At 42.4% G+C, this 25,200-nt stretch carries 19 protein-coding genes; 17 read left to right on the forward strand and 2 right to left on the reverse strand.

Annotated features, from left to right (window positions below):
* Window positions 1-4 precede the first annotated feature (4 nt).
* From FR7_RS04975 to eno, 9 genes are all read left to right on the forward strand, one after another.
* The gene (locus tag FR7_RS04975; protein WP_007950366.1) at window positions 5-1,201 is read left to right on the forward strand and encodes an anaerobic glycerol-3-phosphate dehydrogenase subunit C; all 1,197 of its coding nucleotides are present in this window, start codon (window positions 5-7) and stop codon (window positions 1,199-1,201) included.
* A gap of 153 nt (window positions 1,202-1,354) precedes the next feature.
* Window positions 1,355-3,274 carry a phosphate/phosphite/phosphonate ABC transporter substrate-binding protein gene (phnD, locus tag FR7_RS04980; RefSeq protein WP_007950370.1) on the forward strand — a complete coding sequence of 640 codons (1,920 nt, stop codon included), beginning with the start codon at window positions 1,355-1,357 and terminating at the stop codon, window positions 3,272-3,274.
* Window positions 3,275-3,302: 28 nt separating this feature from the next.
* Window positions 3,303-5,057: a pyruvate kinase gene (pyk, locus tag FR7_RS04985; protein WP_007950372.1), complete on the forward strand. Its 1,755-nt coding sequence runs from the start codon at window positions 3,303-3,305 to the stop codon at window positions 5,055-5,057.
* A gap of 119 nt (window positions 5,058-5,176) precedes the next feature.
* Window positions 5,177-6,262 carry a sugar-binding transcriptional regulator gene (locus tag FR7_RS04990; protein WP_237769502.1) on the forward strand — a complete coding sequence of 362 codons (1,086 nt, stop codon included), beginning with the start codon at window positions 5,177-5,179 and terminating at the stop codon, window positions 6,260-6,262.
* 73 nt (window positions 6,263-6,335) lie between these two features.
* Complete coding sequence (gene gap / locus FR7_RS04995) at window positions 6,336-7,349, forward strand: type I glyceraldehyde-3-phosphate dehydrogenase (protein WP_007932230.1); 1,014 nt, start codon at window positions 6,336-6,338, stop codon at window positions 7,347-7,349.
* A 63-nt stretch (window positions 7,350-7,412) separates the two neighbouring features.
* On the forward strand, window positions 7,413-8,600 hold the full coding sequence (locus FR7_RS05000) for a phosphoglycerate kinase (RefSeq protein WP_007950375.1): 1,188 nt from the start codon (window positions 7,413-7,415) through the stop codon (window positions 8,598-8,600).
* A gap of 181 nt (window positions 8,601-8,781) precedes the next feature.
* A complete protein-coding gene (tpiA, locus tag FR7_RS05005; RefSeq protein WP_007946717.1) occupies window positions 8,782-9,531 on the forward strand; it encodes a triose-phosphate isomerase in 750 nt (249 codons plus the stop codon).
* Between the two features lie 11 nt (window positions 9,532-9,542).
* Window positions 9,543-11,081, forward strand: a complete 1,539-nt coding sequence (gene gpmI / locus FR7_RS05010) for a 2,3-bisphosphoglycerate-independent phosphoglycerate mutase (RefSeq protein ID WP_007946716.1) — start codon at window positions 9,543-9,545, stop codon at window positions 11,079-11,081.
* 16 nt (window positions 11,082-11,097) lie between these two features.
* Entirely contained in the window at window positions 11,098-12,378 is a 1,281-nt protein-coding gene (gene eno, locus FR7_RS05015) for a phosphopyruvate hydratase (protein WP_007932221.1), read from the forward strand.
* A 323-nt stretch (window positions 12,379-12,701) separates the two neighbouring features.
* Here eno and FR7_RS05020 read toward each other — a convergent pair whose 3' ends face one another.
* Window positions 12,702-13,865, reverse strand: a complete 1,164-nt coding sequence (locus FR7_RS05020; RefSeq protein ID WP_007947775.1) for a CdaR family transcriptional regulator — start codon at window positions 13,863-13,865, stop codon at window positions 12,702-12,704.
* A 323-nt stretch (window positions 13,866-14,188) separates the two neighbouring features.
* Between FR7_RS05020 and FR7_RS05025 the strand changes: the two genes are divergently transcribed.
* From FR7_RS05025 to FR7_RS05040, 4 genes are all read left to right on the forward strand, one after another.
* Window positions 14,189-15,346, forward strand: coding sequence for a glycerate kinase (locus FR7_RS05025; RefSeq protein WP_007950376.1), 1,158 nt, complete (start codon window positions 14,189-14,191; stop codon window positions 15,344-15,346).
* On the forward strand, window positions 15,343-17,097 hold the full coding sequence (pyk, locus tag FR7_RS05030; RefSeq protein WP_007950377.1) for a pyruvate kinase: 1,755 nt from the start codon (window positions 15,343-15,345) through the stop codon (window positions 17,095-17,097). Before FR7_RS05025 ends, pyk (FR7_RS05030) begins: the two co-directional genes overlap by 4 nt.
* A 463-nt stretch (window positions 17,098-17,560) precedes the next feature.
* Window positions 17,561-17,794, forward strand: a complete 234-nt coding sequence (secG, locus tag FR7_RS05035; RefSeq protein WP_007949994.1) for a preprotein translocase subunit SecG — start codon at window positions 17,561-17,563, stop codon at window positions 17,792-17,794.
* A 145-nt stretch (window positions 17,795-17,939) separates the two neighbouring features.
* Window positions 17,940-19,940, forward strand: a complete 2,001-nt coding sequence (locus FR7_RS05040; protein WP_007950378.1) for a sodium-translocating pyrophosphatase — start codon at window positions 17,940-17,942, stop codon at window positions 19,938-19,940.
* A 286-nt stretch (window positions 19,941-20,226) separates the two neighbouring features.
* Here FR7_RS05040 and FR7_RS05045 read toward each other — a convergent pair whose 3' ends face one another.
* Window positions 20,227-20,787, reverse strand: a complete 561-nt coding sequence (locus FR7_RS05045; RefSeq protein ID WP_007948097.1) for a beta-class carbonic anhydrase — start codon at window positions 20,785-20,787, stop codon at window positions 20,227-20,229.
* A 352-nt stretch (window positions 20,788-21,139) separates the two neighbouring features.
* On the opposite strand from FR7_RS05045, the gene FR7_RS05050 reads away from it, so the two are divergent.
* The 4 genes from FR7_RS05050 to smpB are packed head-to-tail and all read left to right on the forward strand — an operon-like array spanning window position 21,140 to window position 25,171.
* Window positions 21,140-21,901, forward strand: a complete 762-nt coding sequence (locus tag FR7_RS05050) for an alpha/beta hydrolase (protein ID WP_007932206.1) — start codon at window positions 21,140-21,142, stop codon at window positions 21,899-21,901.
* Between the two features lie 43 nt (window positions 21,902-21,944).
* The gene (locus tag FR7_RS05055; protein WP_007932205.1) at window positions 21,945-22,346 is read left to right on the forward strand and encodes a PaaI family thioesterase; all 402 of its coding nucleotides are present in this window, start codon (window positions 21,945-21,947) and stop codon (window positions 22,344-22,346) included.
* Window positions 22,343-24,667: a ribonuclease R gene (rnr, locus tag FR7_RS05060; RefSeq protein WP_007932204.1), complete on the forward strand. Its 2,325-nt coding sequence runs from the start codon at window positions 22,343-22,345 to the stop codon at window positions 24,665-24,667. The genes FR7_RS05055 and rnr overlap by 4 nt, the downstream gene beginning before the upstream one ends.
* A gap of 30 nt (window positions 24,668-24,697) precedes the next feature.
* Window positions 24,698-25,171: an SsrA-binding protein SmpB gene (smpB, locus tag FR7_RS05065; RefSeq protein WP_007932203.1), complete on the forward strand. Its 474-nt coding sequence runs from the start codon at window positions 24,698-24,700 to the stop codon at window positions 25,169-25,171.
* Window positions 25,172-25,200: the final 29 nt, after the last annotated feature.

Below are 25,200 nucleotides of genomic sequence, written 5' to 3' on the forward strand. Positions count from 1 at the left end.
AACAATGAAGAAACATCATAATAATCCAGATAGCTGTACAGCTTGTACGGTGTGTATTGCCAATTGCCCGGTAACAGCTGCGACTCGGAAGTTTCGTGGGCCTAAAATGGTTGGTCCTACCTTAGAAAGAATGAGATTATCACAAGATGATATAGAACCTTCCTTGGAGTATTGTTCTAATTGTAAGAATTGTGATATGTCATGCCCTTCTGGCGTTCCTATTTCAACTCTTAATATGTTAGCTCGAGCTAAATATTTTAAGAATCGTAAACGCAGCTTACGGGATTGGATTTTATCTCACGGCGAAAAAATGGCTAAATTGAGTGCTGCTACTCCAGGTATGGCTAATTTTGGAATGAAAATGAGCCGGGGTATATTGAAAAAGATCGGTATCTCTGATAAGGCGCCATTGCCGGCATATGCATCAAAATCTTTTAGCAAATTATTTAAAAATCTGAAACAAACCAGTTACCCGGATAAGGTTGTATTTTATCCTGGCTGCTTTATTAATTACAACGATCCCCAAGTTGGTATGGATTTTGTAGCAGTTATGCAAGCGAATAAATTGGAAGTGATTGTAGAAGAGGATTTTGTTTGCTGCGGTTCTCCATTAGTGGTAAACGGATTTTTGGATGAAGCAGAAGAAAATGCAAAACAGAATGTTCAAATCCTCAAGAAATGGACAGATAAAGGATATCCGATCATTACTTGCTGCACCAGCTGCGGTTTGATGTTGAAACAAGAATATCAGGAACTGTTCCATATTGAAGGTGTGGCAGAATATGCAAAACATTTGTATGATGCAGATGAATTTTTACTGGATCTTCATGATCAAGGACGTTTGAATACAAATTTTGGCACATTAAATGAAAAATATATGTATCATGCTCCTTGTCATTTAAGAGCGCAAGGTATGGGGTTACCAGGAGTCGAGTTGTTAGCTTTAATTCCAGGGCTTGATGTGCAGGATGCAGATGCTGGCTGTTGCGGTATTTCGGGTAATTATGGTTTTAAAGACGACAAATATGATATTTCCATGGAGATCGGCTCAGGCTTATTCAAAGCAATTAAGGATAGTGGCCGTGATACCGTTGTTTCGGAATGTGGAACATGCCGTTTGCAAATTGGCCACGGAGCCAATGTAAAGACATTGCACCCATTGACATTAGTGCGTAAATCCTATGAAGCGTATCACAAATAGGATTACTCTTGATTTAATTCCTTGAATACTCTCTACCTGGTGGCTAATACCTAATGCAGCAAATCATAGTTGGGTGAAAATTGGCCCTGCAGTAGAATTCGGTTTGATTCATAGTTGCTAAATGCTGAATACACATATGGGAGGGAAAACCTTATGATACAGAAAAGAGTAGGTCTGTTTCACTTGATAATTGTGATGCTCGTTGGTATAATAGCACCATTTCTAGTGGAGTATATAGGGAATTTGGGAGCAATAGTCAGTGTTTTGGTAGTGGCTGGTGTTTCAACAGCCGTTTTAATCAGAACTTGGCCTCGGACTGGAGACATAGAGAGAAGTCAGGTCCAATCTTCTGTAAAACAAACTCAATCGATGCCCCAGGTGGATATGTACGGTATTTCCGAAGATTTATCCTTTATATCCCAGCAGTTGGCTTGGGTTGCAGGGCATAGCAACACCGCATTAAAAAAGCTAACCAAACAGTCCAATACCATAGCCCAAGAAAGTGAAACCACGGCAAGCAGTGCCCAGGAGGCTTCTGCAGGTGTAGAAGAAATTGCTTCTAATGCAGCGGTTGTGGCAAATGCTTCCCAGCAAGCTTTAAAACAGTGCCAGAGTTCCACGCAATTAGCACTGAATAATCAGCTGCAAATTACACAGGCAAGCAATACCATGCTGGAAGTAGCCCAGGTAGTGGAAACTTCGGTACGTGATATGGAAGAATTGAATGTAGCATCAAAGCGGATTGGTGCTTTTGTCGGCAAAATTCAAGGGATTGCCAGTCAAACAAACTTATTGGCTTTGAATGCAGCCATTGAGGCAGCCCGTGCAGGAGAACAAGGCCGGGGGTTTGCCGTTGTGGCAGAAGAAGTACGCAAATTGGCTAGTGAAAGTGAAGCCGTAACTCATGAAGTGGAAGAAACAGTGAGGGATATCACCAATCGTACGAGCTATGTTACGGCACATATGCAAGGCAGCAAGGAAAAAATTCAGGGTATTGAGCAATTGGCAAGAAAATCTGCAGAGAGTATGCAGGAAATAGTGAATACTGTTAACGAAATCGAAAGCACAGTAGAAAAATTGTGCAGCCTTTCCAATGACCAGCAAATGACTACAGAACAAATGGCCCAAGCGGTAGAGAGTATTGGGAGTGCTACCGTTGAAATTGCTGCTGGCACGCAAGAAGCATTGAAAAGTATTGGCCAGCAGGAACATGATATTGAAGAAGTATATGCATTAACGAAAAAAATGACAGCTGCTGTAGATCAAATACAAGAAGTTGCCGCTATTTTTAAAACCGGCAAAGAATTAGTATTTGGTTTTAACCCATTTACAGCGCCACAAGTAATTAAAGAAAATTATACGCCGATATTAGAAGCGATTGCCAAGAAATTAGGACTAGAACCTAAAATCATTATCGTTTCTGATTATGATTCTTTGGGGCGGTCCTTATTGAAAGGTACAATTGATGTAGGGTGGTTTTCTCCTTTTGCCTATGTTTCTGCAAAAGATAAAGGTGAGATTACTCCTTTAGTGACTACGGTAGTGAACAAAAATGCTTCCTATCATGGTTATATCATTGCTCGTAAAGATAAAGCGTTTCAGTCGATAGATAGTCTGCAAGGTAAACGTTTTGCCTTTGTTGACAAACAATCAGCCTCTGGATACGTATATCCAAAGGCCATGTTATTAGAACAGGGGAAAGATCCGGAAACATTTTTCTCAGAGACGGTCTTCTTAGGCAGTCACAATCGGGTCATTGATGCAGTCCTGGATGGTACGGTTGATGCAGGCGCTACTTATTCAGAAGCTGTAGAAACTGCTAAAGAGTATGGACTTGCTGTACATAATTTGGTAATATTAAAGCAAACCGATGCGATACCCAAAGATGTTATTGCTGGGCGACCTGGACTTGATGAACAATTGTTGGCAAGTCTTAAACAGGTTTTTATAGAAACTACCGATAGGACATCTGCACATGCTTCAGTGATGAAAAAAACTGGATTAAATGGTTTTATTGAAGCCCAGGATCAGGTGTATGATGTGATCAGAAAAGCAGCCAATGTACTAAAATAAAAAGTGAAGAGAGTGTGAATGTAGTAGTATGATCAAGAAGACGAAAATTGTATGTACAATGGGTCCTAGCACAGGAAAGCAAGAAATCATGGAAAAACTAATAGAGGCGGGTATGAATGTAGCGCGCTTTAATTTTTCCCATGGTGACCATGCAGAACACAGTGTTCGTATCAACATGCTGCGTGCCGCGTCGGCAGCCAAGAAAACTCCGGTAGCCGTATTACTTGATACCAAGGGACCCGAAATGCGCCTTGGCAATTTTGTAGAAGGCAAAGTGACCATTGAACAAGGTCAAAAATTTATCCTAACCTCCAGAGACATAGAAGGAACAAAAGAGATTTGCTCCGTGAATCATCGTCATTTGCCCCAAGAAGTAGCTGCCGGCAATCAAATTCTGCTATCCGATGGACTGATTTGTCTTCAAGTTGATAAAGTAGAAGGAGATGATATTCATACTACGGTATTAAATACGGGTGTGATTGGGAATCGCAAACGTGTAGCAGCCCCAGGTGTATCGGTCAATTTACCCCCTTTATCGGAACAAGATATTAAAGACGTATTGTTTGCTGCCAAAGAAGGCATGGATTTTATTGCAGCCTCCTTTATCCAAAGAGCAGCTGACGTATTGACCATTCGCAAATTATTGGAAGAAGCCAACTCCGATATCCATATTATCTCTAAAATTGAAAATGCCGAAGGCGTAAAAAACATTGATGAAATCATTAAAGTATCCGATGGAATTATGGTTGCCCGAGGTGATTTAGGAGTAGAAATTCCAACGGAAGAAGTTCCATTGGTGCAGAAAATGATCATTGAAAAGTGTAATAAGCTAGGCAAACCTGTAATTACCGCTACTCAAATGCTGGAATCCATGATCAACAATCCTCGCCCTACCCGTGCAGAAGCCAGTGATGTTGCAAATGCCATTCTGGATGGAACGGATGCCATCATGCTCAGTGGTGAAACCGCCAGCGGCGATTATCCAGTAGAAGCAGTAGAAATGATGTCAAAAATAGCAGTACGTACGGAACAAGGCTTAAAGTACAGTGAAATTCTGCATAATAAAGGCATGTTAACCCAGCGTACCACAACGGAAGCCATCAGTCATGCAACGGTACAAGTGGCTCATGAACTCAGTGCAGCGTCTATTATTACAGATACCCAAACCGGCTACAGTGCCAGAATGGTATCCAAATACCGTCCTTTGGCTCACATTGTAGCGGTAACGCCTTATGAAAGAACCGTTCGTAAAATGCTTCTGCTATGGGGTGTACAGCCAGTTCTTCGTGCCGCATCAAAAAATAGTGATGAAATGGTGCAAAATGATATTAACAGTGCAGTTGCCTCTGGAATTGTCAGTGAAGGTGACTTAGTGGTAATTACGGCAGGTGTTCATGCAACAGGCACAGGAACGACGAATATGATTCGGGTGCATGTAGTAGGCAACATTTTATTACGAGGCGTTGGTATTGGCGCAACAGCAGTAACGGGTAAAGTTTGTATAGCCCATTCCATCAAAGATGTGCAGAGCAAATTTAAAGAAGGCGAAATACTAGTGGTTTCCCATGTGGATGATGAAACGGCAAAATATGCAGCCAAAGCGTCAGCTGTGATAGCAGAAGAAGGCGGCTTGACCTCACATGCAGCAATTGTAGGCATTAGTGCAGGCATACCGGTGATTGTGGGTGCAGATGGTGCTACGGAACGCTTAACCGATGGTGCGGTTGTAACAGTAGATGCAGCTCGCGGACTAGTTTACAGCGGCGAAATTAACGCACGGTAATAGTTTGAAAATTGTTTACAATTTTTCTCGTAATTTTTGTTAAAACTAGCAGGAGTTACTTATTGTATGGCGAAGTTAGTATATTAGAAATAATGTACCTTCGCTGGTAGTATATTTTTTTGACAAGATGGGACAAAAATTGTGCCATGGGGACGTTAAATGTCCCGAAGGAAGAGGTCATGTGGAAAAAAGCCGTCCAGCTTCAGCGTAAAATTGCTCCTGAATTTATTGCAGCCATTGAAGAACGATATGATATTTTGAGATCCATTCAGCATAGTGAACCTGTGGGGCGAAGAGCATTAGCCGCCATGTTAGAAAAAGGCGAGCGGGTGGTGCGTGCCCAGGTAGAATTTTTGAAGAATGCTGGATTGGTAGATTTCTCTCAAATGGGCATGACAATCACGTTGGAAGGTCAGTTGTTGCTGAAAGATTTATCTGAATATATCAAAGCTCTTCATGGACTAACGACATTAGAAGATGAACTTTCGGAAAAGCTAGGACTTAAACAAGTCATTATTATTCCTGGTGACAGCGATAGTGACACTGGGGTACGCAGGGAATTAGGGCGTGCTGCTGCTAATGTACTGGCTCAACATTTAAATAAGAATGATATGATTGTTGCGGTAAGCGGCGGAACCATTATGGCCAATGTGGCAGAAGCTATTCATTTTACTCAGCCTTCTGTTACTGTTGTTCCAGCCCGGGGCGGGCTTGGGGAGAAAGTAGAGAACCAGGCCAATACCATTGCAGCTGCTATGGCTACCAAATTAGGCGGCAAATATCGTATGATTCATGTGCCTGAGGGGATCAGTGAAGAAATGCTCGGTGTGATGGTGGCTAATAATAGCAATATTCTTACTGTAGCAGATATGATTAAACATGCAGATGTTCTGATACATGGCATTGGTCAAGCGCAGGAAATGGCTGTTCGCCGAGGGTTTGATGAGGAATTTGTTTCTAAACTCATCAATAGCGGTGCTGTTGGCGAGGCATTAGGGCATTATTGTACCGTAGAAGGTAAAAACATTTATATTACAAGCAGTGTGGGGTTACATCTGGATGATTTGGCGGATATCGGTGTAGTAGTAGCTGTAGCAGGAGGCCAAAGGAAAGCAGAGGCCATTGTGGCTGTTACGAATGCCGGTGGGCAGGATGTGCTGATTACAGACGAATCTGCAGCCAAAGCCATTCAGAGTATTATATAAGCCCTAATGGCATATCCTATGGAATGGTATTAGGCGAAAATAAATAAATTATAATTGGGAGGTATTTTTAACAATGGCAGTAAAAGTAGCGATCAATGGTTTCGGGCGTATTGGACGTCTTGCATTTAGGCAAATGTTCGGGGCAGAAGGATATGATGTTGTTGCAATCAATGACTTAACAAGCCCTAAAATGCTGGCACACTTATTGAAATATGATTCAACTCAGGGAACTTATGCTCTAGCCAGCAAAGTAACTGCAGGTGAGGATTCTATCACTATTGACGGCAAAGAAATCAAAATCTATAAATCAGCAAAAGCAGAAGAACTGCCTTGGGGTGAAATTGGTGTAGACGTTGTTCTTGAATGCACAGGTTTCTATACTTCCAAAGAAAAAGCTTCTGCGCATATCAAAGCTGGCGCTAAAAAAGTAGTTATCTCTGCTCCAGCAGGAAATGATCTGCCTACTGTTGTTTTTAATGTAAACCACGATATATTAAAAGCTAGCGATACAGTTATTTCTGCAGCTTCTTGCACGACAAACTGCTTAGCTCCTATGGCTAAGGCACTTAACGATTTGGCTCCAATTAAGAGTGGTATTATGTCCACAATCCACGCTTATACTGGTGATCAAATGACTCTTGACGGCCCTCAGAGAAATGGTGACCTCAGAAGATCCCGTGCTGCAGCAGTTAATATTGTTCCTAACTCTACTGGGGCTGCTAAAGCAATCGGTTTAGTTATTCCTGAATTAAACGGTAAATTAATCGGTTCAGCACAACGTGTTCCAACCCCAACCGGTTCTACTACGATTTTAATATCAGTTGTTGAAGGCACAGTTACCAAAGAACAAGTCAATGCAGCTATGAAAGCAGCAGCTGATGAATCTTTCGGTTACACGGAAGATGAATTGGTATCCAGTGATATCGTTGGTATCAGATATGGTTCCTTGTTCGATGCTACACAAACTATGGTAGCTCCTATTGATAACGGATTGACGCAAGTCCAGACTGTTTCTTGGTATGATAATGAAAGCAGCTACACAAGCCAAATGGTTCGTACTATTAAGTATTTTGCTGAACTTGCATAATTATTAAAAGATCTTACGGCCCGGCCTTTTTGGGCCGGGCAATATTTTTAAGGAGAAACAAAAATGTTGAATAAAAAGTCTATTAGAGACATTGATGTAGCGGGAAAGAAAGTCTTTATTCGTGTAGATTACAATGTTCCCATGGACAAAGCGGGTAATATCACAGAAGATACTCGCATTCGTGCTACTTTGCCAACATTAAAATATTTATTGTCACAAAATGCTGCGATTATTATTGCCAGCCACTTAGGACGCCCGAAAGGTGAAGTAGTGCCTGCCTTTTCCCTAGCACCTGTGGCAAAACGACTTTCCGATTTACTTGGCCAGGAAGTAGCCATTGCATCTGATTGTGTTGGTTCCGAGGCAGAAGCAAAAGCGAAAGCCTTGCAGCCAGGTCAGATTTTGATGTTAGAAAATCTTCGCTATCATAAAGCCGAAGAAAAGAACGATCCGGAATTTTCTCGTCAATTGGCAAGCCTAGCGGATGTAGCTGTTAATGATGCCTTTGGTGTATCTCACCGGGCACACGCTTCTGTAGAAGGAATTACGAAATATCTGCCTGCAGTAGCTGGTTTCCTCATGGAAAAGGAAATTTTGTTCGTAGGTCAAACCGTAGCAAATCCTACTCACCCTTTTGTAGCGATTATTGGCGGGGCAAAGGTTTCTGATAAAATCGGCGTAATTGAGAATTTATTGAAGAAAGTGGATACGCTAATCATTGGCGGCGGTATGGCCAATACATTCCTTGCTGCCCAAGGTTATAATATTGGAAAATCGCTGCTGGAAGCTGATAAGGTGGAATTGGCAAAAAGTCTGATTGTTACGGCTAAAGAACGGGGTGTAAGCTTACTTTTACCTACTGATGTCGTGATTGCGGATAAATTTGCTGCAGATGCCCAGCATAAAGCGGTAGCAGTTGCTAACATTGACAGTGAGTGGATGGCTCTTGATATTGGACCTGAAACAGCAACGGTATATGCGAAAGCCGTAGAAACAGCTCAAACCATCGTATGGAACGGACCAATGGGCGTATTTGAAATGGATGCTTTTGCAAATGGCACGGAAACAGTAGCTAAAGCAGTTGCAGCATCTAAGGCAACCAGCATTGTAGGCGGCGGCGACTCCATTGCGGCATTAGAAAAAGTGGGCTTAGCGGATAAGATTACCCACATCTCCACTGGCGGCGGTGCATCCTTAGAATTCCTGGAAGGTAAAGTACTCCCAGGCATCGCAGCTTTAGCTGATAAGTAAGCACAGACAGAATAAAGAAGTTGTGAACCGCGAAGGCACGAAGATTCACGAAGAACACGAAGGGGTAAAAAACAAATAAACCCTTTGTGTCCTTTGCGGCTTCGCGGTTCAAAGGTTTTATCTTTTAAGACGCGAAGTGTTTCTTATGAACATATCAAAAATGATAATGGAGGATTACAAGATGCGTAAACCAATTATTGCGGGTAACTGGAAGTTACATAATACAAGCAGCCAGGGTGTGGCATTAGTGCAGGAACTTGGTAAATTAACTGCTGATGCAAAAGATGTTGACATTGTAGTTTGCCCTACTTTTACTACATTAACTGCTGTAGCAAATGCACTGCATGGCACGAATATTCACTTAGGTGCTCAAAACTTGCATTGGGAAAAGAAAGGTGCTTTCACAGGTGAAGTGACAGCAGAGATGCTGCGTGATGTCTGCTGCGAGTATGTACTTGTAGGACATTCTGAGCGTCGTCAATATTTTGCTGAAACAGATGAATCGGTGAACAAAAAAGTGAAAGCTGCTTTGGAAGGCAAATTAGTACCGATTGTATGTGTTGGCGAATCCTTAGAAGAACGGGAAGCGGGAACAACCGAAGTACTTGTTGGCAAGCAAGTAAAAGCTGCTTTAGAAGGTCTGACAAAAGATCAGGTAGCCAGCCTAGTCATTGCTTATGAGCCTATCTGGGCAATTGGTACTGGACGCACTGCAACTGCTGATCAAGCGAATGAAGTATGTGCCTTTATTCGTCGTACGGTAGGGGAAGTCTTTGGACAAGATACTGCTGATAAAACCCGTATCCAATACGGCGGCAGCGTAAAAGCTGATAATATTGCAGAATTAATGGGCAAAAGCGATATTGACGGCGCATTAGTTGGTGGTGCAAGTCTTGACGCTGCAGGCTTTAGTAAAATCGTTAAATTTTAGGAGGCGTTTTGGTGAGTAAATTAAAAGCACCAATTGCACTAGTAATTTTAGATGGTTGGGGCCTGGGAGATGAGAAAGACGGATATAATGCAATTGTCCGCTCTGAACCACCTCATATGAAACTGCTATCGGAATTATATCCGACAACAACATTAACTTGCTCTGGCGAAGCGGTAGGATTACCTGAAGGACAAATGGGCAATTCAGAGGTAGGTCATTTAAATATTGGTGCAGGTAGAGTTGTTTATCAGGAATTAACTCGTATTACCAAAGAAATCCGTGAAGGATTCTTTTTTACAAATCCAATTCTGGTAAAGGCAGTGGAAGAAGCTATCGTGAATGATAGTGCCTTGCACTTAATGGGGCTTTTATCAGATGGAGGCGTTCATAGTCACAATGATCATTTATATGCCCTTTTAGAATTAGCAAAACGCTATAATTTGAAAAAGGTATATATCCATGCCTTCCTAGATGGCCGTGATGTACCACCTTCCAGCGGAATTGAGTATATCAAAGCCTTGGAAGAAAAAATCAGGGAAATCGGTGTTGGTCGTATTGCAACAGTTGCCGGACGTTATTACGCCATGGATCGGGATAAACGGTGGGAACGAATCGAAAAAGCATATAATGCTATGGTTTGCCGTGAAGGTGTACATACAACTTCTGCCATTGATGCGGTTGCCGAATCTTATAAAGAGGGTAAAACAGATGAGTTTGTTTTGCCATCGGTAATTGATGGATGCGGTGATTGCGGCGTTAAAGCAAAAGACAGCGTTATTTTCTTTAACTTCCGCCCTGATCGTGCCCGGGAAATTACCCGTGTTTTTGTAGACGAAAACTTTGATGGTTTTGCCCGCTGCGGTGGTCGGCTGCCATTATACTTTGCCTGCATGACACAGTATGATGAAACGCTGGAAGCATCGATTGCCTATAAGCCTCAATTCTTAAAAAATACCCTGGGTCAAGTGTTGGAAAATGTTGGATTGACGCAATTGAGAATTGCGGAAACAGAAAAATATGCTCATGTCACATTTTTCTTTAATGGCGGAGAAGAAAAACCCTATCAAGGTGAAGAACGTATTTTAGTTCCTTCCCCGAAAGTAGCAACGTATGACTTACAGCCGGAAATGAGTGCCTTTGAAGTCACTGATAAACTTATTGATGCGATAAAATCAGGTAAGTTTGATGTGATTATCTTGAACTTTGCCAATACGGATATGGTAGGACATACAGGAAAACTAGATGCGGCAATGAAAGCTGTGTCTGCTGTTGATGTTTGTGTTGGACGTATTGTGGAAACCATGCGTAGCCAGGGAGGGATTACTCTCATTACTGCTGATCACGGTAATGCAGAAAAAATGCTTGACCATGTTACATGTGAGCCCTTTACAGCCCATACTACGAATGAAGTGCCTCTGATCTTGGTATCGGAAAAACATCGTGGTGCTGCCTTGCACAAAGGCAGTTTGGCAGATATTGCCCCTACGATTTTAACTTTGGCGGGTGTTGAAATTCCTGCTGAAATGACTGGAAAATCTTTAATAAAATAAATGGAGGTTCAAATAAATGATAATTACAGACGTTATAGCAAGAGAAATAATGGATTCCCGTGGCAACCCTACGGTAGAAGTAGATGTAGTGATTGAAGACGGTATAATGGGTCGTGCAGCAGTTCCCTCGGGAGCTTCCACAGGCGTTCATGAAGCCGTAGAACTTCGTGACGGCGACAAAGCACGCTACCAAGGCAAAGGCGTACTAAAAGCAGTAGACAACGTGAACAATCGCATTGCTGCTGAAGTAGTAGGCATGAATGTATTTGATCAAGTGGGTATTGACCAAGCGATGATCGAACTGGACGGCACTGCTAACAAATCCGAATTAGGAGCCAATGCCATTCTTGGCGTATCCATGGCAGTAGCAAAAGCAGCTGCCACTGCTGTTGGCTTACCTTTATACCAATACCTTGGCGGCTTTAATGCCAAAGAACTGCCCGTACCGATGATGAACATCTTAAATGGCGGCGCACATGCCGACAATAACGTAGACATTCAGGAATTCATGATTATGCCTGTTGGCGCACCGAGCTTTGCCGAAGCCCTCCGCATGTGTGCGGAAGTCTATCATACCCTGAAAAGCGTATTAAAAGGTCTTGGTCTTAACACTGCTATTGGTGATGAAGGCGGCTTTGCTCCGAACCTGACTTCCAATGAACAAGCCCTGGAAGTCATCGTTCAGGCGATCAGCAAAGCTGGTTACAAACCAGGTGAAGATTTCTGCCTGGCTCTTGATGTAGCTGCATCTGAAATTTACAAAGACGGTAAATACAACCTTGCTGGTGAAGGCGTTGTCAAAACCTCGGAAGAAATGGTTGAATTCTATAGCCAATTAGTAGCTAAATACCCAATCATCTCCATTGAAGATGGTATGTCCGAAGATGACTGGGCTGGCTGGAAGCTGATGACAGAAAAATTAGGCAGCAAAATTCAAATCGTCGGTGATGATTTATTTGTTACGAACACTGAGCGTCTAGTTCGGGGCATTGAAACCAGCACTGCCAACTCCATTTTGATTAAAGTAAATCAAATCGGTTCCCTAACGGAAACCTTCGATACCATTGAAATGGCAAAACGCGCAGGCTATACTTGCGTAATTTCCCATCGTTCCGGTGAAACGGAAGATTCCACGATTGCGGATATCGCAGTAGCAGTAAATGCTGGTCAAATTAAAACTGGCGCACCGACCCGTTCAGACCGTGTTGCCAAATACAATCAATTGCTTCGCATTGAAGAAGAATTGAGCACGATCTCCCAGTACAAAGGCCGCAAAGTATTCTATAACTTAAAATAATTTTCTCCAAAAAATAAACACCGAACTGTCAGCAGCCTGCACTGCTGCCCGTTCGGTGCTTTTATATTATATAATCCTATCTACCTGTCATTGTGAGCGCCAGCGAAGCAATCTCTTGGCAAAGGAGGGGATTGCTTCGCTGACGTTCGCAATGACAAAAAGGGCAAATAGAACGATTTAACCGCAGAGACGCAGAGGACGCTGAGGGGGATTTTAACCCTATCTATCTTTTCTCTGTGGCCCTCTGTGCCTCTGCGGTTCGGTATCTTTACTTCGTGTCCTTCATACTCTTCGCATCTTCGCGTTTTAAAATATTTATTTTTTTACTCTTCAAATAATATTTTACACAGTATCGCATGATTCAAAAAGCCGCATGGATCGAGGCCTGTGATTTCTTTGAATTTTTTCAAGCGAAATAATAAGGTGTTGCGATGGATGTAAAGACTTTTTGCTGTACTGGTAATATTCATGTTATTGTTGAGTAAACTAACAATGGTATTTTTCATATCATACTTTCGTGTCAGACTGGTGGTTAGCTTTGCTTTGATGATTTGTAATGGCTGACAAGGTTCTTTTGCATTCATTTCCTTTATGAGATAAGAAGATAAGATATCAAAATCATGTATGGCAGCAAGGGGAGCTTGCTTTGTAGCCATATGCAGAGCAAACAAAGCCTCTTGATAGGATTGTCCTAACGCGGTGTATTCCATAGCGAGGCTGCCTAAACCCAGGCATAGGGAGAGGTTCATCGTGTTCAATTGTCTTAACAGATCAGAGGCCCATGTTTTATAAGACAGTTCCCATGTCTTGTATTCAAAATGTTTAAGAATGATGAGCTTATCTTCGATGAAAACAACTAAATCCTGATGAGCGATATGAGAGGGATTGGATAATAATTTCATGATACTTTCTCGTGTTCTGGATGACACCAAATCATTAAGGCCAAAATTTTTATGGGCATGATCAAGAAGAGGTCCAATATCCACTACAAGTACCAAGCGGGGAAGAGACAACTCGTATTTTAGCAGTTTAGCGGTTTTTAACAATTTGTCATAATTCGTACTTGCATGATCCGATAAGAGGAGCGCTGCAAAGGTTTCCCGCAATTGAAATTGAGAGCGAACCTCTTCTTGCAGGACTTCCTGTTCTAAGATTAGCTCTGTTACCATTTTCACCATTCTGGCGATATCACGTACTTTGTCCGGATGACCAGAAATACCAACTACACCGATGATTTGATCATGCAGTACAATAGGCATATTAAGACCTGGCAGTGATCCTGTGTATCGGTCAAGATTGCCAGGAAAAATTTCTACGATTTGAAGACTGTTGATTACATCTTTTGCTCCTTGGTGAAAGGTATTGATCCTGTGCTTATGCCCGGAAGCGATGATCACACCCCTGCTGTCCATAATATTAATGTTTTGCTGGGCAATCGGCATGATATGATCTACGATGGGTTGGGCTAGATTGTTTGTCAGTAACAAATGCATTCACCTCGATTAGTTAAAATGTACAATATGATTCATAAATACCGGGCAGCGGGCATTCCCTCAAATAATGTTTCCATTGTACTTATTATAGTGAAAACTACTAATTGGGGCAAGCTTATTCAGGATTGTTCTATTATAGAGTCCAGGATTGATAGTAGGATTTATTGTTGCTCATTGATTAGATACTTTGCACAATATTCAGCGGCATAGAAGGAGATCTGTTATATATTTTGATCATTGTAATGGATTGATTTCTTACATACAATAGTACTATCAGTTGGAATACACCAAAGTATAAAGAGAAAGGATGGATGAAGATGCGTATTGTAGTTGCTCCCGATTCTTATAAAGGAAGTGTATCAGCAGTCGGTACTGCTAACGCTATGGAAAAAGGAATTAAGGCAGTTTTCCCTGACGCAGAAGTGATTAAAGTACCAATTGCTGATGGTGGAGAAGGTACCGTAGAGGCCCTTGTTACGGCTACTGCCGGGCAGGTTATACACCAGGATGTAGTGGGTCCCCTTGGTGATACGATACAATCCTATTGGGGAATTTTAGGGGATGGAAAAACTGCTGTTATCGAAATGGCATCTGCTTCTGGATTGCCTCTTGTTCCCAATGACAAAAAAGATCCTCGCATTACCACCACCTATGGGACGGGTCAATTAATACAAGCAGCTCTGGCAAAGGGTTTGAAAAAAATTATTATTGGAATTGGCGGCAGCGCTACGAATGATGGCGGATGCGGAATGGCTCAGGCCTTAGGCGGAAAGTTTTTGGATGCTGATGGACAAGAACTGCCTTATGGAGGCGCTGCTTTGGCTAAGTTGGATCGGGTTGATCTTTCTGGGCTCGATGTACGATTAAAGGATGCTGTGATCATCGTTGCCTGTGATGTGGATAATCCTTTATGCGGCGTAAAAGGAGCCACTGCTGTATATGGTCCTCAAAAAGGAGCAACTCCTGAAATGGTGCAGGAGCTTGATGCAACATTAAAGCATTTTGCCAGTAAAGTGAGCAAAGTGACTGGTAAAGAGATAGCAGAGTGTCCAGGGGCAGGTGCTGCTGGTGGGCTTGGTGCAGGGCTGTTGTTCTTCACCAATGCGACACTTAGGCCTGGAGTCGAAATTGTTCTCGAAACCACTGGATTTGACTCTTTAGTTCAATCTGCCCAGCTGGTTATTACAGGAGAAGGACGAACAGATTTTCAGACTGCTTTTGGAAAAGCCCCAGTGGGGGTAGCCAAATTGGCAGAAAAATATAATGTTCCTACATTGTGTCTTTCTGGTGGTTTAGGCCAGGGATACGAAGATGTTCTACAGCATGGTATAGATGGAGTTATGAGTACGGTACCAGGTCCGATGACGTTGGAAGAATGCATGGAGCGTGGAGCAGAACTCATTGAATTGGGAACCAAACGCCTCTGCCACGTTGTCAAAGTAGGTATAAAAATAAATGGGATGGTGAACTCATGATCAAGAAGACGAAAATTGTTTGTACAATGGGTCCTAGCACAGGAAAGCAAGAAATCATGGAAAAACTAATAGAGGCGGGTATGAATGTAGCGCGCTTCAATTTTTCCCATGGTGACCATGCAGAACACAGTGTTCGCATCAACATGCTGCGTGCCGCGTCGGCAGCCAAGAAAACTCCGGTAGCCGTATTACTCGATACCAAGGGACCCGAAATGCGCCTTGGCAATTTCGTAGAAGGCAAAGTGACCATTGAACAAGGTCAGAAATTTATCCTAACCTCCCGAGATGTAGAAGGCACCAAAGAGATTTGCTCGGTGAATCATCGTCACCTGCCCCAAGAAGTAGCTGCCGGCAATCAAATCCTGCTATCGGATGGACTGATTAGTCTTCACGTTGATAAAGTAGAAGGCGATGATATTCATACTACGGTATTAAATACAGGTGTGATTGGGAATCGCAAGCGTGTAGCAGCCCCTGGTGTATCGGTCAATTTACCCCCTTTATCCGAACAAGATATTAAAGACGTATTATTTGCCGCCAAAGAAGGCATGGATTTTATTGCAGCCTCCTTTATCCAAAGAGCAGCTGACGTATTGACCATTCGCAAATTATTGGAAGAAGCCAACTCCGATATCCATATTATCTCTAAAATTGAAAATGCTGAAGGCGTAAAAAACATTGATGAAATCATAAAAGTATCCGATGGAATCATGGTTGCCCGAGGTGATTTAGGAGTAGAAATTCCAACGGAAGAAGTGCCATTGGTACAAAAAATGATCATTGAAAAATGTAATAAACTAGGCAAACCTGTTATTACGGCCACTCAAATGCTGGAATCAATGATCAACAATCCTCGCCCTACCCGTGCAGAAGCCAGTGATGTTGCCAATGCCATTATGGATGGAACGGATGCCATCATGCTCAGTGGTGAAACAGCCAGCGGCGATTACCCAGTAGAAGCGGTACAAATGATGTCCAAAATAGCAGTACGTACGGAACAAGAGTTAAAATACAGTGAAATCCTGCATAATAAAGGCGTGTTAACCCAACGTACCACAACAGAAGCCATCAGTCATGCAACGGTACAAGTAGCACACGAACTTAATGCAGCCTCCATTATTACCGATACCCAAACCGGCTACAGTGCCAGAATGGTATCCAAATACCGTCCTTTGGCTCACATTGTAGCGGTAACACCTTATGAAAGAACCGTTCGAAAAATGCTTCTGCTATGGGGTGTACAGCCAGTGCTGCGATCAGCAACAAAGAATAGTGATGAAATGGTACAAAATGATATTAACAGTTCAGTTGCCTCCGGAATTGTCAATGAAGGTGATTTAGTTGTAATTACGGCTGGTGTTCATGCAACGGGCACAGGAACAACGAATATGATTCGCGTGCATGTAGTAGGCAACATTTTATTACGAGGCGTTGGTATTGGTGCAACAGCCGTAACGGGTAAAGTTTGCGTGGCCCATTCCATCAAAGATGTGCAGAGCAAATTTAAAGAAGGCGAAATACTAGTGGTTTCCCATGTAGATGATGAAACGGCAAAATATGCAGCCAAAGCGTCAGCTGTGATAGCAGAAGAAGGTGGCTTGACCTCACATGCAGCAATTGTAGGCATTAGTGCAGGCATACCGGTGATTGTGGGTGCAGATGGTGCTACGGAACGCTTAACCGATGGTGCGGTTGTAACAGTAGATGCAGCCCGCGGACTAGTTTACAGCGGCGAAATTAACGCAAGATAATAAATGGAGGTTTCATTGCATTGAAGAAGAATTGAGCACCATTTCCCAGTACAAAGGCCGCAAAGTATTCTATAACTTAAAATAATTGTTTATTTAAAAAAACACCGAACTGTCAGCAGCCTGCACTGCTGCCCGTTCGGTGCTTTTATATTTACGATAGAATCTATGATGGAAAAGAAGTCGTTGGGGTAAAAACAACGGAAACGCGAAGATGCAAAGGACACTGAGATCACGAAGGGGATATGATGTTTACTTCGTGTTCTTCATTCTCTTTGCATCTTCGCGTTTCAAAATGTTTTGTTAGGTGGTATAGACAAGGCGCTTTTTGTCTATAATGGGAGAAGTAGCAGTAAATGTATTCAAAATACTGGAGATTTTAATAATAAGTGGTTAAAACATTGTCAATTTGATTTTGAGTATGTTACAATAAAATTACTAGACATGTTAGGGGGTTATAATTACATTGGTTACATTTTTAATGATTTTAGAAGCCATTATTTGTATCGCATTGATTGCCGTTGTTGTGTTGCAGTCAGGCAAAGGAGGAGGACTAGCAGGTTCAATCGGCGGAGGAGCTGATAGTGTACTCGGAGGCGGTCAGAAAAAAGGATTAGATGCAGCCTTATCCAAAATCACCATGTTCCTTGGTGGGTTATTTGCTATTATCACTTTGATTTTAGTAAAACTGATGAGCTAAACATTTCAATACGGGACCAGATATGCGACAATTTATAGAACAGGTAATGCAGTACAATTAAAGTATGTAGAAGTATATGCCTAACCATTTAGCACCGGACCTTAGTGACGAAGAAATTTGTTTAATATAGGGAGGAATTGTTATAATGGACTTATTGTATATTGCGCCACTGGCCGGAATAGTAGCATTACTATTTGCGGCATATTTTATGAATAGCGTGCTTAGTGAAAGTTCTGGTAATGAAAGAATGCAGGAGTTGTCCCAGGCTATTTTTGAAGGGGCAATGGCCTATCTCAATCGACAGTATAAGACGCTAATTCCTTTTACTGTCATTATTTTTGCCGTTTTATTCTTTGTTGATGGTTATAGATTAGCGGTATCTTTTTTAGTAGGGGCTGTATTTTCGGCAGTTGCCGGTTATGTGGGAATGACTTCAACAACCAAGGCCAACGCAAGGACGACAGAAGCTGCTCGCCATAGTCTCAATAAAGCATTGAGCGTTTCATTTAGAGCGGGAGCAGTTATGGGTCTGTCTGTCGTAGGTCTTGGTTTATTAGGTGTATCTGTATTGTACATAATCTTCGGTGATCCTGTGGTGATTAATAGTTTTGCCTTTGGTGCCAGTGCCATTGCATTCTTTGCCCGTATCGGCGGTGGTATTTTTACTAAAGCAGCAGATGTGGGAGCGGATTTAGTTGGTAAAGTTGAAGCCGGTATTCCAGAGGATGATCCTCGCAATCCTGCCGTTATTGCTGATAATGTAGGTGATAATGTAGGCGATACAGCAGGCATGGGAGCCGATTTATTCGAATCCTATGGTGCTACAGCGATTGCCGCCATGTTAATCGGAAATACCTTATATGGCGTCAATGGAGTATTGTTTCCTTTATTAATTGGTGCAGCTGGTATTTTTGCTGCCATTGTCAGTATATTTTTAGTGCGGACAGGCGAAGATGGAGATCCCCAAGCTGCTCTGAATCGGGGATTGTGGAGCACCAACTTTTTGACAGCGATCATGGCTTATGCCTTATCCACCATGATCTTTGGTGACAAAGGTTTTGGTATATTTATCGCCATTGTAGCAGGTTTAGTGGTTAATGTACTGGTTGGTATGATTACCGAATATTATACTTCCAGTGCCAAAGCACCAACACAGCATATTGCTGATGCCTGCCAGACGGGGGCTGCCACGAATATCATCGCAGGTATTGCCACTGGTCTTAGAAGTACAGGTCTTCCTATGGTGGTATTCTCTGCAGCGATTTGGGTAGCGTTTAATCAGGCAGGGATTTACGGTATTGCCATGGCAGCCATGGGGATGCTGTGTACAGCAGGTATGGTAGTTGCTGTGGATTCTTTTGGCCCAGTTGCCGATAATGCAGGCGGTATTGCTGAAATGGCAGAACTGGGACCAGAGGTGCGTAAAACAACGGATAAACTTGATGCTGTAGGTAATACTACCGCTGCTATTGCCAAAGGCTTTGCCATTGGCTCAGCGGCCTTAACAGCATTGGCTCTTTTTACGGCTTTTGGTGAAGAAGTTGCTAAGAATCCTAAATTATCCGGATTATTGGTAAATGGTCATCTGGTTATCAATTTAACAGAGCCTACGGTTATCATTGGACTTTTCCTTGGTGCAACTCTGCCTTTCTTAGTATGTGCAATGACTATGGAAGCAGTAGGGAAAGCTGCATTTGAGATGATCGAAGAGGTTCGTCGGCAGTTTAGAGAAATTCCTGGAATTATGGAAGGCACTGGTCGTCCTGATTATGCAGCCTGCGTGGATATTAGCACCAAAGCTGCCCTTCGCGAGATGCTCATGCCAGGTATCTTTGCCGTAGGAATGCCTTTAGTAGTTGGTTTTCTTATGGGTGCTAAAGCGCTGGCTGGCTTTTTGGCAGGGGCAACAGCAACAGGGGTTCTGTTAGCCTTATTTATGTCTAATGCTGGCGGGGCTTGGGATAATGCTAAAAAGTATATTGAGACAGGAAAATATGGCGGTAAGGGTACACCTGCCCATGCTGCCGCTGTTATTGGTGATACAGTGGGTGATCCCTTTAAGGATACTTCCGGACCGGCAATGAATCCGCTAATCAAAGTAGCGGGTACGATATCATTAATTATTGCGCCCCTTTTATTATCATAGATAAAAAAGAACGGAAACACGAAGACGCGAAGAGATCTTAGTTCTCTTCGCGTTTTCGTAATTCAAAATGCTTTTTTTCTCTGTCATTGTGAGTGCTAATGAAGCAATCCCTTCCCAAGGGGGATTACCTTGTCTAACACAATATCTATGTCGGAGAGGAGAGTTATTGGGGGAAAAACGGAAACGCGAAGATGCGAAGGGAGTTAAGGTTACGAAGGGGGAATATCTGCTTCGTGTCCTTCCTATTCTTCGCGTCTTCGCGTTTCAAAATGTTTTTTATGCGTCTCTAGTAGCCGTTTACAACGACCTCTAGTTCTCCTGTATGGGGATTAAACATGAGTCCGTGGATGGGGACATCTTTTGGAATGAGAGGGTTTTTACGGATTTTTTCAACGACTTCTTTTACATTATTAATAGGATGATGAAAATTGTCAAGCCAGTCTTCTAATTCTTTTTCGATCATTTTGATTGCATCAGGGGATATTCCCCGAGCCAGCATTTTTTCCGTAAGACCCTGGGATGTTGTGTGGGAAACACCACAGTCTAAATGACCAATGACGAACACTTCTTTTACGCCTAGCTCAAAAATTCCTACAATTAAGCTGCGAATCGTGGCCTCAAATGGACCAGTAACTGAATTACCCGCATTTTTTATTACTTTTGCTTCACCACGTTTGATTCCCATTGCTGGTTCTAAGAAGTCCACCAGCCTGGTATCCATACAAGTAAAAATGGCCAATTGGCGTTTCGGTAATTTGCTGGGCTCAGAAAAATAGTGTACAAATTGATCAGATAAATTCTTAGTGAAAGTTTGATTTGCAGCTAATACTTGCTCTAAAACCTGCATCATGATTCCTTCCTTTTTCTAATAATACTGTCGTATATTTATATGTTAACCCAATTAAGATTATTATTGCGAAAATAAATGGCAATAATAAAAATGCTGTGTCATTTATACGTACCTGTTACTTGGCTGAGAACATTATGAAGAAAATAGTAATTTTTCATTTCGACGAGAATATGTTTTTATCCTGCCGTTGCCTAAATACGCCGAATAATCCGACTACAGGAAAAGAAAATAGGAGTCAATTCCTTCTATAATTTGGAATCTAATTAAGTTTTCTTTCTGGCAGGTAGAATTTTTATTCTATAAAATGGTATAATTGTAACAACAGCAATAACTTTAGGGGGGTTTGCTTTTGACAATAATGGAGGGAGCAGAACCATTTTTTTTACTCGGCGGTGAAAAAGGTGTTTTATTGTTACATGGTTTCACGGGTTCACCTGCTGAGATGCGCTTGCTTGGTGAAAAATTGCATCAGGAAGGCTATACTGTTTTTGCACCGCGACTTACTGGACATGGAACAACAGTGGAAGAATTAGCAAAAACAAAATGGCCTCAGTGGTATAGCGGAGTCGAAGATGGGTATCATATAGTAAGATCAGTATGTAAAGAAATTTCAGTTGTAGGATTATCCATGGGAGGGTTATTAGCCTTAAAACTGGCAGCGGAATATCCTGTCAATAAGGCAGTTTCTCTTAGTACTCCTATTTACATTGCTGACAAACGTTTGGACATGCTGCCTCTATATCGTGTATTATATCAATTTGTCCCGAAGAAACGTAAATCCTTTGCAGGTGTTGGCTCACAGTATTGTGTAGGTTATAATGCTACCCCTCTTAGCAGTCTAAGCAGTTTACTGGATTTAATTGAAGATGTGGATGTGCGTTTACCTGCAATAAATACGCCTTTATTAGTAGTACAAGCTCGCTTTGAACATACTGTACAGCCAAGAAGTGCGACTTATATTTTCGAACATGTGGGCAGTACAGAAAAAAAACTAGTCTGGCTGGAGAAATCCGGTCATATTGTCACTCTTGACATAGAACGTGAACAGGTATTTGAGGAAATAATTGATTTTCTACAAAGTGAAAAAAATGAAGACATAGTACATCTCTAGGTTTACTTGTAACGGTTTTGAATAAAGAATTGAGGTGATGCGAATGGAATTAAAGGATCAGTGGTGCTTTGCTTGCGGAAAGGACAATCCAATCGGGTTAAAACTCGAATTTGTAGAAGAGGAAGATACCTATCGTACGACATTTACAGCAAAGCCGGAACACCAAGGATATGATGGTATTATGCATGGCGGCCTTGTCAGTACTCTTTTAGATGAAGTCATGGCCCGTTACATTAACATGAAAGGCTTTAATGCAGTAACAGCACGTTTGGAAGTACGGTTTCGTCAGCCGACTCCCCTTGGACAGCAATTGACAGCAAGAGCCAGGATCGTATCTCAGCGTGGTAAACTGTACGAAATAAAGAGTGAATTATCACTGCCGGATGGGACTGTTACCGCAGAAGGTAAAGCCACCATTGCAGTGGTGGAGGATACAGCATCATGATAGTATTAAAAGAAAAAATTTTAGAATTCATGAGAACAGAAGCATATAAACCTTTGACTGCGGAAGAATTAGCCGAGCATATGGAGCTGAAGGGGACAGAATTAAGCGAATTATGGAAGGTTATTGAAGAGCTGGAAAGTAATGCAGATATTATTAAAACCCGCTATGATAAATACGGTGTACCTGAACGTATGAATTTAGTAGTAGGGAAGTTAAGCGCCAGCAATAAGGGATATGGCTTTGTAATTCCTGAAAAAGTTAAAACACCCAATGAAACAGATATTTTCATTCCTCCAGACGGGATGTTAAGTGCCATGCATCATGATCGGGTAGTTGTTCGTGTTCACACCCAGAGCGGGCAGGGCAAATCCCGGGATGGGGAAATCATCCGCATTGTAAAACGGGCTAATACCCGTATTGTGGGAACCTATGAAGCCAGCCGCAATTTTGGTTTTGTAACTCCTGATGATCTTCGTTTAGGTCAGGATATTTTTATTCCCAAGGATGGACAAAATATCGTCCCGAGTGGCGCAAAGGTGGTAGTAGAAGTCACCAAATGGCCAGAGAAAAAACGGAGTGCTGAAGGCAAGATCATAGAAGTTCTGGGGAATACGGGAGACAGCGGGATTGAAATTCTCTCCATTATCAAAAGGCACAATTTGCCGATTGATTTTCCAGCTGAAGTTGCCCAGGCTGCCGAGAATGCTCCAGATGCCATTAGTGAAGAGGAAATATCCGGTCGGCGTGATCTGCGGCATTTGCCCATTGTAACCATTGATGGAGAAGATGCCAAGGATTTGGATGATGGGGTATATGTCGAACGTTTGAAGAATGGCAACTATCTTCTGGGAGTTTACATTGCAGACGTCAGTTATTATGTTCGTGAAAATACGGTACTGGATAAAGAAGCCAGTGAGCGGGGAACCAGCGTGTATTTGGTAGACCGTGTATTGCCCATGCTGCCTCGCCGCTTGTCAAACGGTATCTGCAGCCTCAATGCCGGGGAAGATCGTTTGGCCATGTCGGCTCATATGGAAATTGACCATAAGGGACAAGTGGTTAAGTATGAATTATTCCCCAGTGTCATAAGAGTACAGAAACGTTTTTCCTATACGGTAGTGCGTAAGATTTTGGTAGAGCATGATGAAGAATTAATTCATGAGCATCAGGAATTGCTGGGACAATTAGAAAATATGGAGCGGTTGTGCCGAATCCTGCGGGAACGAAGAATGCGCCGCGGTGCCATCGATTTTGACTTCCCGGAACTAAAAGTGAAATTAGATGAAACGGGAAAACCTATTGAGATTATAAAACGAGTCCGCAGTCTAGCCGAATCCATCATTGAAGAATTTATGCTGGTGGCAAATGAAACTGTGGCTGAGCATATGCATAAGTTAAAGGTTCCTTTTGTTTTCCGTGTGCATGAAGAACCGGATTCGGAAAAAATGGTAAAACTAAATAATCTATTGCATAATTTTGGGCAGAGCTTATCCAAGGTAGATGAAGTACAGCCCGCTGCCTTGCAGAAAATTTTAAATCATATCTCAGGACGTCCAGAAGAAAGGATTATCAGTACGGTTATGCTGCGCTCATTAAAGCAAGCTCGCTATGAAGCACAGAACCTGGGACACTTTGGATTGGCAGCAACCTACTACACTCATTTTACATCCCCCATACGACGTTATCCTGATTTAATTGTACATCGCATCCTGCGGGAGACCTTTAATTCAGGAGATATATCAACAAAGCGCAAAGCAAAATTAGCAGCCATGCTCCCGGAGATTGCCCTGCATTCCTCTGAAAGAGAGCGGGCGGCTGCAGAAGCAGAACGGGAAACTGTTTCTCTGAAAACCGTAGAATATATGGCGCAGTTTGTAGGAGAGCATTTCGACGGGATCATTAACGGCGTTACGGCCTTTGGGATTTTTGTAGAGCTGGAAAATGGAGTAGAAGGTTTAGTACGTGTATCCAGTATGGAAGATGACTATTATCAATATGTGGAAGAACAATATTCCTTAATTGGTGAGCGCAGTCATAAGATATATCGTCTGGGTGATGCAGTAAAAGTTATCCTCACCAGAGTCAGCCCGGAAGAGCGCAACATCGACTTTGTCTTAGAGTCCAACAGCGCCTGGATTGAACGATCGATAAATCGAAGACCGAGCGGAGGAAGACCTCAAGGAAATGGTGTGAAGAGTGAGGGCGCTGGCAATGGCCGCAGAACTGTCTCTGCTGCGAAAAATAAGAGCAGTAAGGCGAAGAAGGTTGTGGTAAGCCGTGCCAAACCAAAACCAAAAAGAAATAAGCCCAAGAAGAAGTAAAGAGATAATGCGGTATCGAGGTGAGTTTTTTTGAAAGATGCAACAGCCAGTATTAAAATCATTACAGAAAACAGGAAAGCCAGACATGACTATCATATACATGAGAGTTATGAAACGGGTATCGTACTGACAGGGACAGAGGTGAAATCTCTGCGGGCGGGCAAGGCCAATTTAAAGGATGCCTATGCTAGGATTGAGAAATCCGAGCTCATGCTGCATAATGCCCATATTAGTCCCTATGATGCAGGGAATCGCTTTAACCACGAACCGCTGCGGGTTCGTAAGCTGTTAATGCATCGCAGCGAAATTGATAAATTGCTTGGTAAAACCAAAGAAAAAGGATATACCTTGGTGCCTTTGAAAATGTATTTTGCTCATGGTTTAGCAAAATTGCAATTAGGATTGGCTACAGGAAAGAAAAACTTTGATAAACGTCAAGATATGGCTGAGCGGGATGCCAAACGGGAAATGGACCGGGAATTTCGTGAAAGACAAAAAGAATGAATCAAGAGCAGGCTCTTCTGTGAGCCTGC

The organism is Pelosinus fermentans DSM 17108, from assembly GCF_000271485.2.
GTDB classification, from domain to species: Bacteria; Bacillota; Negativicutes; order DSM-13327; family DSM-13327; genus Pelosinus; species Pelosinus fermentans.